This window comes from Rossellomorea sp. ABR4_012 (assembly GCF_056159545.1).
The window spans coordinates 1,504,854-1,520,351 of the sequence record NZ_JBSWVK010000001.1 but is presented as its reverse complement, the minus strand read 5'-3'; the positions used below and the strand labels follow the sequence as shown (position 1 = coordinate 1,520,351).

Sequence of the window (15,498 nt, the reverse complement as noted above, 5' to 3'; positions counted from 1 at the left end):
TCTTATCCTCCTACATAACTCGTTTTCATTCATATGTAAATAGTCCATCTCAAAAAGATAAGAGGCGGCATCAGCCAACCTCTTTTTCATGATTCTATAATAGTATATCAAAAAATGATCATTTAAAAACTAATTGCATTCACATTTTCAGGACGAGTGACTGGTTCAGTGACCGGTTCTCCATCTTTGCTTACTGTGGTCGCTTCACCATTGACCAGTACAGACACACCTTTAATCCCTTTTTGTTCCGTCAAGGAAAGAACGAGTGAATTCAGCATATGCTCGGATACTATTTTTTCTTCCAGGCTTCCATACACCGCTTCATTGAAATTAAGGGTTACTGTCCCGTCTTTCAGAGATGGATCATCCAAAAGTTCCGCCCCGGTAAAATCACTTGCCAGGTACGAACCGTATCCCGGTCCCTCGATGAGTTCTTTTACGACCGCTTTAACTTCATCCGTTTCGTTTGAACTTACCCGTTTTGTTACAGGCACATAGTACGTCGCAGAATCAGTCTGAGAAACATAATAGACAGTTACCGGTTTTGTACTGGTCGGGTCGGCCACTCCGCTTGTATCTACATTTATCCCCATTTTTCTGGATAAGCCGGATTCATCGATCGGTGTTCCGTTAACAGGCATTTCCGTTAACGGATAACCGTTTACTCGCAGCTCGACTTTTTCAACTGAATCAAATTGAGTCAGCGTCCAAGTGACTGATTGAAGGATTTTTTGCTCATCTTCGGGCTGATAGTTATTGAATTCAGGTGAGAAGTCGGCGATTGCCTTCCCATCTTGGATGTTGACTGTGACCTGGGTATCTGCCGGCAGCACCGCTCTGAATCCATTAGGAAGGACATTCTGAACAGGGCCGTTAACCACCAGATATTCAAGCGCCTGTTTGGCGACACTCTCATTATTCGGAAGAGGTAACGACTGGGAAACCACATATCCATTCTTATCGATCAAATAAAGCTCTGTCATCACTGTTTTTTCCACGGCTTCATCGTTGCCTGCCGTCTCTTTACCTTCTTCATTCTTTGCCGTATCTAGTTGCTCACCTTCTTTTAAGTGTGATACTTCCTGCGGCGGATCAATTTTTTCCTTCTCCCCAAAACTTAACAGTCCGCAACCTGAAAGATATACTGAAGATGCTAACACCGTTACAGCAATTGATACTTTCGCTTTTTTTGACATCGCGAAACCTCCTAAAAGACAGTTTGTACTACATGTATACGAGCCTTCGTAATGAAATAGACCGAAACTTTTTAGAAAAGCAGACAAACTTTTTTTAGGAGAAAATAATTAAAACCATCCAGCCAAGACACTCAGTCTTGAAGCCGGATGGTTTCAGCATGGACTTTCCCTATATTCAGCCAATCAGAGGCGATTTGTGAAAATAAAATGGAAGAACCTGTTGTGAAGAATCGGTGCTCTGGCACTCTGATTCCTCGGTATAGGAGGTTGTAATAGTCCAAAATCGTACTGATTTCCCTGGCGGTCTCATCGCCGGAGCTGATGACACTCACTTTATCCCCCATGAACACCTGTATTTTTGACTGAAGGAGGGGATAGTGGGTGCAGCCAAGGATCAATGTATCAATGTCTGTTTGTTTCATGGAAGCCAATGTCTCCTTGACAATCGAATCAGCCGTAGCACTGTTATACTCTCCGCTTTCTACCAAAGGGACAAATTTAGGACAGGCTAAAGGACTTACCTCCAGACTTCCATGAAGCGAATGAAGAGCTTCTTCGTATGCTCCGCTGTTTATCGTCCCGACGGTTCCAAGCACACCGATTTTCTTATTATACGTATGTTTGATCGCCGCCCTGGCTCCAGGATGGATTACGCCGATGACCGGGATATCCAATTGCGTCTGGATTTCATCCAGTACTACTGCAGTCGCAGTATTGCAGGCAATGATTAGCATTTTCATATCATATTGCAATAGATACTCTGTCATCTGCCACGTGAATTTCTTCACTTCCCCGGCCGACCGGGGTCCGTATGGACATCTTGCTGTGTCACCCAGATAATAGATCGTTTCTTTAGGTAATTGGCGCATGACTTCTTTTGCCACCGTCAATCCGCCAACACCGGAATCAATGATGCCAATTGGTTGAATCACTTTATTCCCTCACTCTGGTTTCATTTCTTGATGAAGTTTAGCTAAATTTCTCTTCAATCCAAGTACCTCTTCCTCTGAAAAATCCCCGAGGACACTCTGTAAATAATTTTGCCTTTTTTCAATGACTTCTTCAATAATTCTTTCGCCCTCTTTTAGCATATGAATGCGGACGACCCTTCTGTCATTTTCATCCTTGACCCTTTCAACCAATTCATTTTTCTCCATGCGGTCAACAAGATCCGTCGTCGTGCTGCACGCAAGATACATTTTATTTGAAAGGTCGCCGATCGTCATGTCTCCATATTCAAATAACCATTGAAGTGCAATGAATTGAGGAGGTGTAAGTGTATATTGACTTAAAATCTCGCGTCCCTTTTGTTTAATTATGGAAGATATGTATCTCAAGTCTTTTTCTATATCCGCTACCACTTGCAAATCGGATTTTAGCTGGACTTCTTCTTTATTCATATAATAATTCTCCTTTGACTGACTATTACTTATTTGACTTCATCACTTTTTCATGAAGTGATCGTTATCTGTCACTTATCATCTTCGCAAGTTTACCTACTAGCATTTTCTCCTTTTTCAAGGGAAATTTCAAGAAAAGTTCGGGATAAGGTTCAATATAAATACCATATAAACTAAAAGAGACTGACTCTTATTGGCACAATAACGGTTTGTGATAACCGGGTAATTGTTCATAAGAATCAGTCCCTTACTTTAAAGCTTGAGTTCCCCCATGCGAAGAAGCTCTACAACAGCCTGTGATCGCCCCTTCACTCCAAGCTTTTGCATGGCGTTGGAAATATGATTTCGAACTGTTTTTTCACTGATGAATAAATCACTTGCTATCTCTTTTGTTGTTTTATCTTGGACTAACAGTTCGAATACTTCTTTTTCTCTCTTTGTGAGCAACGGTTTGTGTGTAAAATCATTGTCCTTCAATTATGGTAACCCTCCTTGCCTTCGCCAGCTTTAAACCGCGGGGATGGGTATTGTCGGTCGTCAGAATATCATATGTGAAGGTACGGTTTAGAGTGACATAGAGAAGAAGTAATTTAAAAAATAGGCAGTGATTCATTCACACACGATTTATGATGATGGGGACATGACTGATGGGCAGTCAAATTTCTTTCTCATCTCTTCTGTCCAAGGAACACCTTTTCCCGTCTTACGTGAAATCTGTACCATCGTTCCTCTGCCAACGAAGCAGACATCTTGCTTTTCATTTACGCCCATATAATGCAGATCGACTGAAGAGTTTCCTACACTGGCTGCTTTGACATAAACATTCAAACGTTCGCCAAAGTATACTTGTTTCAAGAAGTCGCATTGCAGATCTGCTACAACCGGAATCGTATCATGATCGGCCTTTACCCAATCCTGCATGAATCCCTTGTATTTAAAAAAGTCGGTTCTCGCTTCCTCAAAATATGTAAATGGAATCGTGTTGTTTAAATGTCCAAACATATCCGTTTCGGAAAAACGAACCTTTACCTCTATGGAGAAATGAAATTCTTTTTGCCATGTGTCTATATCTTTAATGTATGTAATATGTTTCAAAATGGCTCCTCCTTCTGTACATTTTAAAAATGAATGAATATTCATTCTTTTTTGTTTATTATAATCTTTTTTCCTTCATATAGGAACCGTTAAGCTCCAAAAACTTCTCAGTGGGTTGATCCATTTAAACCGCTTATTGATTTCCGTGCAAAACTTCGCTTTCCGCGGGCGGTTGGTGAGCCTCCTCGCCGCGATGCTACTGCGGGATCTCACCTAACACGCTTCTACCGCAGGAGTCTTCGTTTCCACTCCAATCAACCGCTGGAATCGGTTATGAATCTGGATAAGACTACACAAATAAATCCTGAAATTATGGGTGGCAGCTTATCTTAGTTCGTCTGGTTCCTCCTTTTTCTTTGATGGAACAGAAGGTAAGAACACAGCACGAAGGCAAAAAATCTCTCTTGTGGTTAGCACACAATATATTGTAAGCACTGAATTGAAACTATGTAATGATATATTTAAAAGTGCTTTTTAGAGAAAACTCAATAAAATTCCAATACTACATTAAAAACACAGAGTGGATTGAAGCGGAAGGCATTTGACTCCGACGGGATATAGAGGAAAAGTCGAGACCCCACAGGAGCGCAGCGACGAGGAGGCTCGACTTCCTCCCCGCGGAAAGCAAATGCCTGCAGCGAAAAGAAACGGTCTGAGATTTCGAACAGACTATATTAAAGACCCTTTTATTTTTAAACGAAAGAAAAAAGCACTTCCCCGAAGGAAAGTGCTTTTGATATTAGTCTACCATATGGTCGCTTCCGAAGAAGTTTTTGAACATTTGGAAAGATGTTTCACGGTTTAGTGCTGCGATTGATGTCGTTAAAGGAATACCTTTAGGACAAGATTGCACGCAGTTCTGTGAGTTACCGCAGTTTGCAAGGCCTCCGTCTCCCATGATCGACTCCAGGCGTTCGTCTTTGTTCATGGCACCTGTTGGATGTGCATTGAAAAGACGCACTTGGGAAAGCGGTGCAGGTCCGATGAATTCGGATTTGCTGTTTACGTTAGGGCAAGCCTCTAAACATACTCCGCAAGTCATGCATTTGGACAATTCATATGCCCATTGACGCTTTTTCTCCGGCATACGCGGACCAGGTCCAAGATCGTATGTCCCGTCAATCGGAATCCATGCCTTTACTTTTTTCAGGCTGTCAAACATCCGGCTGCGGTCGACCTGCAAGTCGCGCACGACCGGGAATGTCTTCATAGGCGCCAAGCGGATCGGCTGTTCAAGCTGATCGACAAGAGCCGTACATGATTGTCTCGGCTTCCCGTTAATGACCATTGAACAAGCGCCGCAGACTTCCTCGAGACAGTTCATGTCCCAGTTGATCGGCGTAGTCGCTTCACCTTTTGCATTGACCGGATTGCGGCGGATTTCCATAAGAGCGGAAATCACGTTCATATTCGGACGATGAGCTAATTCGAACTCTTCTTGATAAGGGGCTGATTCCGGGCTGTCTTGACGAGTTATGATAAAACGGACTCTTTTATTTTCACTCATCATTTATTTCCCCCTTTACTCTTAGAATAGTCACGCTTACGAGGTGCAATCATGGATGTATCGACTTCTTCATAATGGAATTCAGGTGAATTCGTTGATGCGTTATATTTGGCCATTGTCGTTTTCAGGAACTCCTCATCGTTACGGTCAGGGAATTCCGGCTTATAGTGTGCGCCGCGGCTTTCATTACGGTTAAGTGCCCCGATTGTGATTACACGTGCAAGCTGAAGCATATTCCACAGCTGACGGGTAAACATAGCCCCTTGGTTGCTCCATTTAGCCGTATCATTGATATTGATGTTTTTGTAGCGCTCCATCAGTTCAAGGATTTTGGCATCCGTTTCTTTCAGCTTATCATTGTGACGTACAACGGTTACATTATCTGTCATCCATTCACCAAGCTCTTTATGGATCACGTATGCATTTTCGGTACCATCCATGGACATGATGTTATTCCATTTTTCTTCTTCTTGCTTCACGTAGCGGTCGAATACGGAAGAAGGAACGCTTTCGACTGTTTTCTCCAGTCCAGAAATATACTTAACAGCGTTAGGCCCTGCCACCATACCTCCGTAAATCGCTGACAGTAGTGAGTTAGCTCCTAAGCGGTTAGCACCATGCTGGGAATAATCACACTCACCAGCTGCAAACAAACCAGGAATATTCGTCATTTGATCATAATCAACCCATAGTCCACCCATTGAATAGTGAACGGCAGGGAAGATTTTCATCGGTACTTTACGTGGGTCATCACCCATGAATTTTTCATAGATTTCAATGATTCCGCCAAGTTTGATGTCAAGCTCCTTGGAATCTTTATGAGATAAATCAAGGTATACCATGTTTTCTCCGTTGATACCAAGCTTCTGATTTACGCATACGTCGAAGATTTCACGTGTTGCGATATCACGAGGTACAAGGTTTCCGTATGCAGGATACTTTTCTTCAAGGAAGTACCACGGCTTACCATCTTTATACGTCCATACACGTCCGCCTTCACCACGTGCAGATTCACTCATCAGACGCAGTTTGTCGTCTCCAGGGATCGCTGTCGGGTGGATTTGGATGAACTCACCGTTTGAATAGTAAGCACCTTGCTGATACACGATGGATGCCGCAGAACCGGTATTGATGACAGAGTTCGTGGACTTACCGAAGATAATTCCAGGTCCCCCTGTCGCCATGATCACAGCGTCTGCTGCAAACGACTTGATTTCCATCGTCTGAAGATTTTGGGCAACGATTCCTCGTGCAATTCCCTCGTCATCCACGACCACTCCGAGGAACTCCCATCCTTCAAATTTGTTCACAAGACCCGCTACTTCATGACGGCGGACCTGCTCGTCCAATGCATAAAGAAGCTGCTGCCCTGTTGTTGCACCGGCAAACGCAGTACGGTGATGCTGAGTTCCTCCAAAACGTCGGAAATCGAGCAGACCTTCCGGCGTACGGTTGAACATGACTCCCATACGGTCAAGCAGGTGAATAATACCCGGTGCTGCTTCTGTCATTGCTTGAACAGGAGGCTGATTCGCTAAGAAGTCCCCTCCGTATACAGTATCATCAAAATGTTCCCAAGGAGAATCCCCTTCTCCTTTCGTGTTAACGGCTCCATTTATACCACCTTGAGCACAGACAGAGTGGGAACGCTTAACGGGTACAAGTGAGAATAAATCTACTTCCGCTCCAACTTCTGCTGCTTTGATTGTGGCCATCAAGCCGGCTAATCCGCCGCCGACTACAATGATTTTGCCTTTACTCATCGTGACTCACTCCTTTTCCTACCAAAGTTGCCAGCTGATATCTATCAGACTTCTATATTTTCTTCTCTTATACAAATGCGAAGATTGCGCGCATACCAACTACCGATAACGCTACAAAAATTCCGATTGTTACATATGTAGCTATTAATTGAGAACGCGGTGAAACGGTGATTCCCCAGCTTACACAGAATGACCATAAGCCATTGGCAAAGTGGAAGATCGTTGATAGTACACCAATAACATAAAATACGAGCATGAGTGGATTAGATAAAATGTTTTCCATCATTTGAAAGTTCACTTCCGCTCCGAATGCAGCAGCAACCCTTGTTTCCCATACATGCCATGTCACAAAGATAAACGTGATTACCCCTGAAACACGCTGAAGCAGGAACATCCAGTTGCGGAAATAGCCGTATTTAGTGGCGTTATTCTTAGATGTGAACGCAATGTAAATTCCATAGATTGCATGGAAATACAATGGTAGGAAGATGATAAAGATTTCAAGGAAATAACGGAAAGGCAGACTTTCCATAAAATGTGCCGCTTGATTAAATGATTCTTCCCCGCCTGTTGCAAAATGGTTCACGACTAAATGTTGAGTTAAAAATAATCCAACTGGAATAACACCTAGTAATGAATGAAGCCTGCGATAATTGAATTCTCGATTTCCAGCCATGATTTACCCCCCTTAATCATAAAATATGAGGCCGTTTTCTAATCAACATCCTCATTAGACTACGATACATATTTTATGTTGTAACAATTATGTGACAAGTTTCATTTTACTCCCATAGAGTGGAAGCGTCAAGAAAACGGATACATAAATTCGACAATATCGCTAAAATATTTTTAATAAAAAGATAATGAATAAAACCAGTTAAATCCATGTTTAATAGTTAGAAAATTCTAATTATTAAACAAAATCATTATACCACCAAAATATCCCAACTTCCATTTTACATGTTTGGGATGATTATTCTTCCATACATGTATATAATAGTTTTATAGAAAGAGGGGATTTACTTGGAACAGAAAAAAGAAGAAATCTACGAACCAACCGTTCCAATTTTCGGCTATGAAATGATAAGGGACATCCTGCTCCCGGATATTTTAGGAAAACATACTCCCGAGATTTTATATTGGGGAGGCAAGCAGCTCTCCAGAAAATTCCCCCTTCAATCAATGGATGAATGCTCATCCTTTTTTGATGAGGCAGGCTGGGGAACGTTAACGGTTGTCGAACAAAAGAAAAACGAAATGACCTTTGAACTGCGCGGTTCATTTGTCGAAAGACGCTTATCACTACAGTCAGACGTTACATTCAAATTGGAAGCAGGCTTTCTTGCAGAGCAGATCCAGCTCCAAAAGAAATGCACGACCGAAGCAGCAGACGAGATACATAAACGTAATCAATCCGTGAAGATCACCGCCCGCTGGGATGAAAAAGATAAAGTTGAATAGCGGCGCATGAACGAATAGATGAATGGGAAAAGGGTTGACTCTGATGAGGAGTCAACCCTTTTTAGTTTACAGCGTCACTTCTTCAACTTGGACGGCATCCAGTTTGAAAGCCGTATGTAAGACTCCTGCAGCTTTCTGCATATTTTTCTGATCGACTACAGCCGACACCTTGATTTCAGACGTACTGACCATTTTGACGACAATGTCATTTTGAGCAAGGACTTCGAACATTTCTGCAGCCACTCCTGGATTTGATATCATCCCTGATCCGACAATGGATACCTTGGCAAGATCCCGTTCATGTTCGATATGAGTAAACCCCAATTCTCCCTGATTCTTATCCAATACAGCCAATGCATCATCGAGGTCATGTTCCTTGATTGAAAAAGATAGATTTGTAGTATTCCGGTCTGTCTGGCTCTGGATGATGATGTCTACGTTCAAATGATTCTTAGCAAGTGTGGTGAATACTGAAGACAAGCCTGTCAGGGCATTTCCGAGTCCAAACACAGTCACCCGTACAATTTCGTCTTCGAATGCGACACCTCTTACCACTAAATTCTGTTCCATGCTTGCTTCCTCCTCAATATACGTACCTTCCACTTTTTCAAGACTAGATCTGACTTCTAATGGGATTTGATAATTTTTTGCAAATTCAACCGCCCGCGGATGAAGGACCCCTGCACCTAAATTGGCTAGCTCAAGCATTTCATCATACGAAATGGAAGGCAGTTTTCGGGCACCTTCGATATACCGCGGGTCAGACGTATAGACGCCGTCGACATCGGTATAAATATCACAGCGGTCAGCTTTTAATGCAGCTGCGATTGCCACTGCTGTCGTGTCGGATCCTCCGCGCCCAAGTGTGGTGATTTCCCCGGATGGCGTCATTCCCTGGAACCCTGCTACGATAACGATCTTTCCGCTCTGAAGCTGTGTTGTCATTTTCTCGGTATGGATATTGGTGATACGTGCATTACTATGAACAGATTCTGTTTCGATCCCGGCCTGCCATCCAGTATACGAAATGGCCTCCTGACCGGCTTGCAGCAATGCCATCGTCAATAGAGAAATTGTCACCTGTTCGCCCGTGGATAAAAGCATATCCATTTCTCTTTTACTTGGGTGAGAAGTGATTTCCCTCGCTAAACCGACTAATGTATCAGTTGTTTTACCCATTGCGGACACGACAACGACAACATCATTTCCCCGATTCTTCTCCTCCAAAATCCTTGACGCAACATTTTGAATTTTTTCAACAGAACCTACTGAAGTTCCACCGAATTTTTGAACGATAATACTCACAGCTTCTCCTTCTTTCTCTTTGAGTGTAAAAATAAAATCTTTTTCTGAAGAGAATCATCTGACTGCTGCACAAATCCCGCGCCTGCTGAATGACTTAAACGCCGGCAGTCCCATGCCAAATAATAAAAAAAGCAATGAGACGGATATCTCATTGCTTTATGAACTTAGAGTAAAAAATACTTAATCGTTCATCGGCATTGTGAGATAGCTCTCCAAGATTGATTCATCTTGACAATCCTGCATTTCTTAAACGCAGAACCAGCGGAATTAGTATGAGCCTAACACCACTTCGGCGACTCTCCCCTTTCCAGACATCTCGACGGAGCCCATACTCCTCTTTGCCTGTACTCTTGAAGTTCGCACCTCTATCACCACTATTTAAAGTGATAATGTTTTAAATTATCGATAATTATAGCACACGAAAAAAATGGAAGCAATGAGTTTTTTCAGAATAGTTCCGTTTAATTTATTGCTCATTTCTCAGATAAAATAAGAAAGCCTGAACCAAGCTTGCTTGATTCTGGCTTTCTTATTTTATCTGGGACTTTTCAGCATTAGCTGAAAAGCGGGTGAAACGAACGTTTCACCCGAATGAGCAATAAACACATCTATTTCATTCCTGCAGCTTCTCATGCAAAACCTTCGCAACAGCCTCCGGAATACCGATATCCTGTAATTCTTCCACAGTTGCTTCTTTCATTTTCTTCATCGAACCGAAATGCTTTAGTAGCTGCTTTTTCCGTTTGGGGCCGATACCATCGATTTCATCCAGTATTGACTGGAAGACGCTTTTCCCGCGGAGCTGGCGGTGGAAGGTGATGGCAAAGCGGTGGACTTCGTCCTGGATCCGCTGAAGCAGATAGAATTCCTGACTCCGTTTTTCAAGAGGGACGACCTGCAGCGGGTTACCGTACAGCAGCTCAGATGTCTGATGTTTTTCATCCTTCGCCAGACCGCCGAGAGGTATATCTAGACCCAGTTCATTTTCAATCACATCACGCGCAGCTTCAATCTGTCCTTTACCCCCGTCAATGATGATAAGATCCGGCAATGGAAGACCATCCTTCAATACTCTTGAATATCTTCTCCTCACCACTTCCCTCATTGATTCATAATCATCCGGCCCTTTAACTGTTTTGATTTTATACTTTCGGTATTCTTTCTTCGCAGGCTTTCCGTCTATGAAGACAATCATGGCCGACACAGGAGCGGAACCCTGGATGTTGGAGTTATCAAATGCTTCGATCCGGAATGGCGTATAGATTCCCATTTGCTCGCCTAACCTTTCGATTGCTTTGATGGTTCTCTCCTCGTCCCGCTCAATCAAGGCGAATTTCTCATCAAGCGCCTGCTTGGCATTTTTCTCAGCCAATTTTACCAGTTCTTTTTTCTTTCCCCTCTTCGGCTGTGTGATTTTGACTTCCAATAATTTCGCTGCCAGCTCTTCATCGATTTCCTCAGGAAGAAAGATCTCCCTCGGTTTAAAATGGTTCGCTTTTGAATAAAACTGACCTAAGAATGTAAGGAATTCATCTTCCGGTTCGTTGTAAAGAGGAAATAGCGAAACATCGCGTTCAATGAGTTTCCCCTGCCTTACAAAAAATACCTGTACGCACATCCAGCCTTTATCGACTGCAAAACCGAATACATCACGGTCGGTAAAATCCGTCATCGTCATCTTCTGCTTTTCCATCGTTGCTTCTATGTGAAGGATTTGATCACGGAATTCCTTTGCTCGTTCAAACTCGAGGTTTTCAGAAGCTTCCTTCATTTTTCCGGATAATTCCTTCTTGATTTCCTTGTATCCCCCGTTTAAGAATCGGGCAATTTCATCGGTCATTTGCCTGTACGTTTCCTTGCTTACTTCTTTTACACAAGGGGCGAGGCATTGCCCCATATGGTAATAGAGACAGACTCTGTCAGGCAGGGTTGTACATTTTCGCAGTGGATATAGACGATCCAGCAGTTTTTTCGTTTCATTTGCTGCACCTACATTCGGATAAGGCCCGAAGTACTTCCCTTTTCCCCGCTGCACCTTGCGAGTCGTGATTAAGCGGGGGTGGCGTTCATTTGTCAGTTTAATGAATGGATAGCTTTTGTCATCCTTCAGCATCACGTTGTATTTAGGATCATATTTTTTAATCAGGTTCATCTCTAGTACTAGAGCTTCCAGGTCCGAAGAGGTCATGATATATTCAAAGTCTTCGATTTCCCCTACCAGCCTCTGTGTTTTCGCATCATGGGAACCTGTGAAATAAGAACGGACACGATTTTTCAATACTTTTGCCTTGCCTACGTAGATAATCGTGCCTTGCCTGTCTTTCATCAAGTAACATCCAGGCTGATCGGGCAGTAAGGCTAATTTATTTGTAATGACACGATTCACTCTCTCTCCCCCTTCAAATCTTCCCATTTATATATTTTAATCGTGGAGTATACTGGGTCCAGCATCTCCTGTGAATGAAATGTCTTCACTTCTTTAACCCTGGACCCGATATCCACCCCTTGCTGTTTAAATCCATTTACAACTTGATTGGTTATATATATATCCTTTCCGGAATGTCTGATATCCTGCAGGAATTGTGAGTACGTTAAGACCCGCTTATGTGAAAAATCAACATCCAGGTACGCATATACCCTCGTTTCTTCCCATGTATACACCATTATAGGAGATTCATCATTGATGTCTGAAAAGAAAACTGCCGATTGGTAGACAGCAGGGGGATTGGCATTATATTTGTTCAATATTTCCAGCCCTTTACCCATATGAATGATCAGCCAGATGATCAATAAACCTCCCGTGATTTTGGTTGCGTTTCTTAACCAGCTGACGATCAAGAAAAAGCCGAGGAGTAAAGCTAAGGGAAGTATATGTCTCGGTTTATCAATATTTTGGGCAAACAACCCCCAGAATAAATAAGATAAAAAGCAAACAAAGATCAAAAAGGTACCTCGATCGATAGTTTTCCATCGGAAGTTTTTAAAATGCCTGATCGTTAGTAAAGATAGACCAATGGAAATCATCATAATCAATACAGACTGGGTGAATAGGCCATTCCAGAACATGTTCGTAAAGATATACGTGCCAGTCCGATTTAACATATTAGTACCGGATTCGGCAGCACCGCCCCATTCGGTGAAGTGCCCCCCGGTAAAGCCGAAGGCAATCTGAATCAATGTTGTCAGGCTCCCTGTATTGGCTGCTAAGGCAGTTACCCATACTCCTTGGGAAATGACAATCAGAATAAGATGAAAACAAATAGCCCTTATCTTAAAGGAGAGCACTTCATTTCCTTTCCAAAAACGGAACCAATAATAGAGAAAGCCCAATCCAAATGCTATATAAGAGAGTCTTACCCCCAATAAAAGGGAAAATAACAATATCGGGAGTATGGCTGCATCCTTTGTATTAAGCGTAACGGCGCGGTGAAGGCTCCAGAGATACCACCACATTATCGAAATGGCAGCCCCTTCGCTCATGGCCTGTACCATCATGATGCCTGGATAGGAAAGTGAAAAGAGCAGAACAACAGCGATGGTTGCTTTTATCTTGCAAAGGTAACTGCGAAAAAGCCAAAACACAGGAAGGATCGAACTGATCCATAAGAGCGTATTAAATGCTTGCAAGGAACGCACCGGGTCTTCTATGAATACATGAAACAGCATTCCGCCCAATATATAAAATGGATAACCGGGAAAGTGAGGCTGCATCTTCAATACATCGAATTCCATCACCCCTAAAGCATAATCCACTTCATCCCAGCTTGAAGCATAGGAAGGGAGGAAATAAAGCTTAGAAGCAGCATACACCAAAAACAAACCAGCCGCAGCAATCATCCAACTTTTCAAGTGATTTTCATTCTTCATGACTACTTCTCCTATACTGCATGACAATAATAAAAAACCAACCAGACCAGAAACAAGCTTCTTAGCCTATTGTAAGGCTTTCGAAGGATTGTTTCCAATCATGAGTTGGTTTAAAGGGGTCAAGCATTTATTGATTTCATATCATCGGACTTTTTTATCGTCTTTTTCTGTTGTTCAGGTCCAGCAGGTACCGAGGACTTCCTGAAAGGATTGATGATTTTATCTGTCCTGATCAAGTACATCCATAAGAACACAAAGCCAAAATAGAACCAGTAAGCCAGAATCTGTTCAATGGTTGGGTTATGGCTGTAACCGAACATAGCTGCCATGAACAGCCCTACCTGCCCGCTTATGAGGACTTCTTCCCCGGTATCACGTTCGTAATGAAGCTCATCCTGAAAATGCTCAGGCATGATTTCGACAATATCATATACAGCTGCCGGCTTGCCTTCTGCCGTTGTATAAAGTGAGCCCATTTTTCCAAGATCCTGAAGTATCCCCACTCCCTGAACGAGTAATCCCGCTGCAATCAGCATGATCAGGACTCCGGTTACATTAAAGAATGTTTTCAGCTTGAACTTCATTGTACCCGAGAAGAAAGCATAACCTAGAACCAATGCCAGAAGCAGCCCGCTCAGTGCTCCATAGCTCGTGAATACCTTGGTGACATCTCCGCCGCTGATAGCCGCAAAGAAAAACACTGTTTCGACCCCTTCACGTAAAACGATCAGATAAGAATGAATGATCATGGCCGAAACACTTCCAGCGGTCAGAGCGGCATTTATTTTTTTCTCCATTTCCGTGTTGATGCCTTTAGACTGCTTCTTCATCCATCCAACCATATGTGTCAAAAGGAATACCGAAGCAAACATGATTCCGACCTTCAGATAAACCTCCGCTCCGAAACTTGAGAAGCCGGTGAGGACCACTTGGAATAATAGCGCAACTAGAAAGCTCGATACAAGAGCCAGGGCAACCCCTACATACACCCATTTTTTATAACGATCGGCGTTTAGCCTTGTTAAATATGAAATAATTAATCCGACAATGAGAATGGCTTCTAAACATTCCCTCAAAGTAATCAAAAATGCCTGAAAATCCAACTTCCTTCCCCCTTTGTAGCTGCATTAATTTCTATTTTTACGTTTATTAAGAACAATAAGAACGATTAATAGCAGGATAAGTGCTATCGAGAAAAACAGCCAGAAGCTTGAACTTCCTCCTTCAGCTAAACCATCCAGCAATCCAAGGTTTTCTTCGTTCAAGTGGCTTTGATCTCCTTCTTCAGAAGGAATCGGAAACATCGGCCTCAGCTCATCGATAATGGATTCAACTTCTTTATTGAATGCCTCAGGATCATTATCTTTGCTGCCGATCCCGAACAACCCGGGATTCCCCAGTGATTTCAATGCAGAATCGAATGATGCATAGATTTTGTCTGCTTGTTCCTGATTCTCATTTTCCACTACAAAAGGCTCCAGAACGTTGAACGTTCCTCTCGCTTTGGCCAGAAGGAGTTTGGCTTGCCCGTAATCATCGAATTGTTCCTGGGCAAAATGCAGCCTTCTTTCGATATTGAGCATCAAGGCAGCTCTCCAGCTTTTTAATAGCAGTTCCTTATCCTTCTCTTCAAATGCCTTATTTATATCAGGTTTAACTTTTGAAAAATACAAGTCAAAATCTTTTTCATAGGAATCATATATTTTTTGGGCGTTATCCCAATCATTATTTTCCAAGCTTGTTTCAAGCTCTTTATAAGCTTCTGCAATTTTCTCTTCCCCTGGATCTCCATAGGAGTAGGCTGAAGCTTCAGAAGGAACAAATATGTAATTGAGAATAAATATCAGCGAAAGACTAAAAAAAAGACTCTTTTTCATATACGAAAATCCTCCTGTCATATCAAT

14 protein-coding genes and 1 riboswitch are annotated in these 15,498 nt (G+C 42.6%); of the genes, 1 reads left to right on the top strand and 13 read right to left on the bottom strand.

The features are described from left to right. Positions 1-122: 122 nt before the first annotated feature. The 8 genes from ACXAFV_RS07380 to ACXAFV_RS07345 form a co-directional block, all read right to left on the bottom strand. Positions 123-1,196 carry a GerMN domain-containing protein gene (locus tag ACXAFV_RS07380; RefSeq protein WP_475125447.1) on the bottom strand — a complete coding sequence of 358 codons (1,074 nt, stop codon included), beginning with the start codon at positions 1,194-1,196 and terminating at the stop codon, positions 123-125. A 131-nt stretch (positions 1,197-1,327) separates the two neighbouring features. Beyond that, positions 1,328-2,128: a glutamate racemase gene (gene racE / locus ACXAFV_RS07375; protein ID WP_475125446.1), complete on the bottom strand. Its 801-nt coding sequence runs from the start codon at positions 2,126-2,128 to the stop codon at positions 1,328-1,330. Positions 2,129-2,137: 9 nt separating this feature from the next. Then, positions 2,138-2,596 carry a MarR family winged helix-turn-helix transcriptional regulator gene (locus ACXAFV_RS07370; protein WP_475125445.1) on the bottom strand — a complete coding sequence of 153 codons (459 nt, stop codon included), beginning with the start codon at positions 2,594-2,596 and terminating at the stop codon, positions 2,138-2,140. A 252-nt stretch (positions 2,597-2,848) separates the two neighbouring features. Then, the gene (locus tag ACXAFV_RS07365) at positions 2,849-3,073 is read right to left on the bottom strand and encodes a helix-turn-helix domain-containing protein (protein ID WP_032087424.1); all 225 of its coding nucleotides are present in this window, start codon (positions 3,071-3,073) and stop codon (positions 2,849-2,851) included. A 147-nt stretch (positions 3,074-3,220) separates the two neighbouring features. After that, entirely contained in the window at positions 3,221-3,691 is a 471-nt protein-coding gene (locus tag ACXAFV_RS07360; RefSeq protein ID WP_475125443.1) for an acyl-CoA thioesterase, read from the bottom strand. A 739-nt stretch (positions 3,692-4,430) separates the two neighbouring features. Continuing rightward, complete coding sequence (gene sdhB, locus ACXAFV_RS07355) at positions 4,431-5,198, bottom strand: succinate dehydrogenase iron-sulfur subunit (RefSeq protein WP_475125442.1); 768 nt, start codon at positions 5,196-5,198, stop codon at positions 4,431-4,433. Beyond that, complete coding sequence (gene sdhA, locus ACXAFV_RS07350; protein WP_475125440.1) at positions 5,198-6,961, bottom strand: succinate dehydrogenase flavoprotein subunit; 1,764 nt, start codon at positions 6,959-6,961, stop codon at positions 5,198-5,200. Before sdhA ends, sdhB begins: the two co-directional genes overlap by 1 nt. Positions 6,962-7,028: 67 nt before the next feature. Next, a complete protein-coding gene (locus ACXAFV_RS07345) occupies positions 7,029-7,637 on the bottom strand; it encodes a succinate dehydrogenase cytochrome b558 subunit (protein WP_475125438.1) in 609 nt (202 codons plus the stop codon). A 347-nt stretch (positions 7,638-7,984) separates the two neighbouring features. On the opposite strand from ACXAFV_RS07345, the gene ACXAFV_RS07340 reads away from it, so the two are divergent. Beyond that, positions 7,985-8,422: a YslB family protein gene (locus ACXAFV_RS07340; RefSeq protein WP_475125437.1), complete on the top strand. Its 438-nt coding sequence runs from the start codon at positions 7,985-7,987 to the stop codon at positions 8,420-8,422. Between the two features lie 66 nt (positions 8,423-8,488). On the opposite strand, the gene ACXAFV_RS07335 is transcribed toward ACXAFV_RS07340, so the two are convergent. From ACXAFV_RS07335 to ACXAFV_RS07315, 5 genes are all read right to left on the bottom strand, one after another. Then, a complete protein-coding gene (locus ACXAFV_RS07335; RefSeq protein WP_475125436.1) occupies positions 8,489-9,727 on the bottom strand; it encodes an aspartate kinase in 1,239 nt (412 codons plus the stop codon). Between the two features lie 197 nt (positions 9,728-9,924). Then, positions 9,925-10,103: riboswitch (Lysine riboswitch) on the bottom strand. Between the two features lie 237 nt (positions 10,104-10,340). Next, positions 10,341-12,113 carry an excinuclease ABC subunit UvrC gene (uvrC, locus tag ACXAFV_RS07330; RefSeq protein WP_475125435.1) on the bottom strand — a complete coding sequence of 591 codons (1,773 nt, stop codon included), beginning with the start codon at positions 12,111-12,113 and terminating at the stop codon, positions 10,341-10,343. Then, entirely contained in the window at positions 12,110-13,594 is a 1,485-nt protein-coding gene (locus ACXAFV_RS07325; protein WP_475125433.1) for a hypothetical protein, read from the bottom strand. Before ACXAFV_RS07325 ends, uvrC begins: the two co-directional genes overlap by 4 nt. Before the next feature lie 119 nt (positions 13,595-13,713). Further along, positions 13,714-14,697, bottom strand: a complete 984-nt coding sequence (locus tag ACXAFV_RS07320; RefSeq protein ID WP_475125432.1) for an FTR1 family iron permease — start codon at positions 14,695-14,697, stop codon at positions 13,714-13,716. 24 nt (positions 14,698-14,721) lie between these two features. Next, positions 14,722-15,471 carry a hypothetical protein gene (locus ACXAFV_RS07315; protein WP_475125430.1) on the bottom strand — a complete coding sequence of 250 codons (750 nt, stop codon included), beginning with the start codon at positions 15,469-15,471 and terminating at the stop codon, positions 14,722-14,724. Positions 15,472-15,498 lie beyond the last annotated feature (27 nt).

Coding starts and splice junctions, on each gene's coding strand:
- ACXAFV_RS07380 (WP_475125447.1), bottom strand. CDS start 1,196: ATGTCAAAAAAAGCGAAAGTATCAATTGCTGTAACGGTGTTAGCATCT.
- ACXAFV_RS07370 (WP_475125445.1), bottom strand. CDS start 2,596: ATGAATAAAGAAGAAGTCCAGCTAAAATCCGATTTGCAAGTGGTAGCG.
- sdhB (WP_475125442.1), bottom strand. CDS start 5,198: ATGAGTGAAAATAAAAGAGTCCGTTTTATCATAACTCGTCAAGACAGC.
- sdhA (WP_475125440.1), bottom strand. CDS start 6,961: ATGAGTAAAGGCAAAATCATTGTAGTCGGCGGCGGATTAGCCGGCTTG.
- ACXAFV_RS07345 (WP_475125438.1), bottom strand. CDS start 7,637: ATGGCTGGAAATCGAGAATTCAATTATCGCAGGCTTCATTCATTACTA.
- ACXAFV_RS07325 (WP_475125433.1), bottom strand. CDS start 13,594: ATGAAGAATGAAAATCACTTGAAAAGTTGGATGATTGCTGCGGCTGGT.
- ACXAFV_RS07315 (WP_475125430.1), bottom strand. CDS start 15,471: ATGAAAAAGAGTCTTTTTTTTAGTCTTTCGCTGATATTTATTCTCAAT.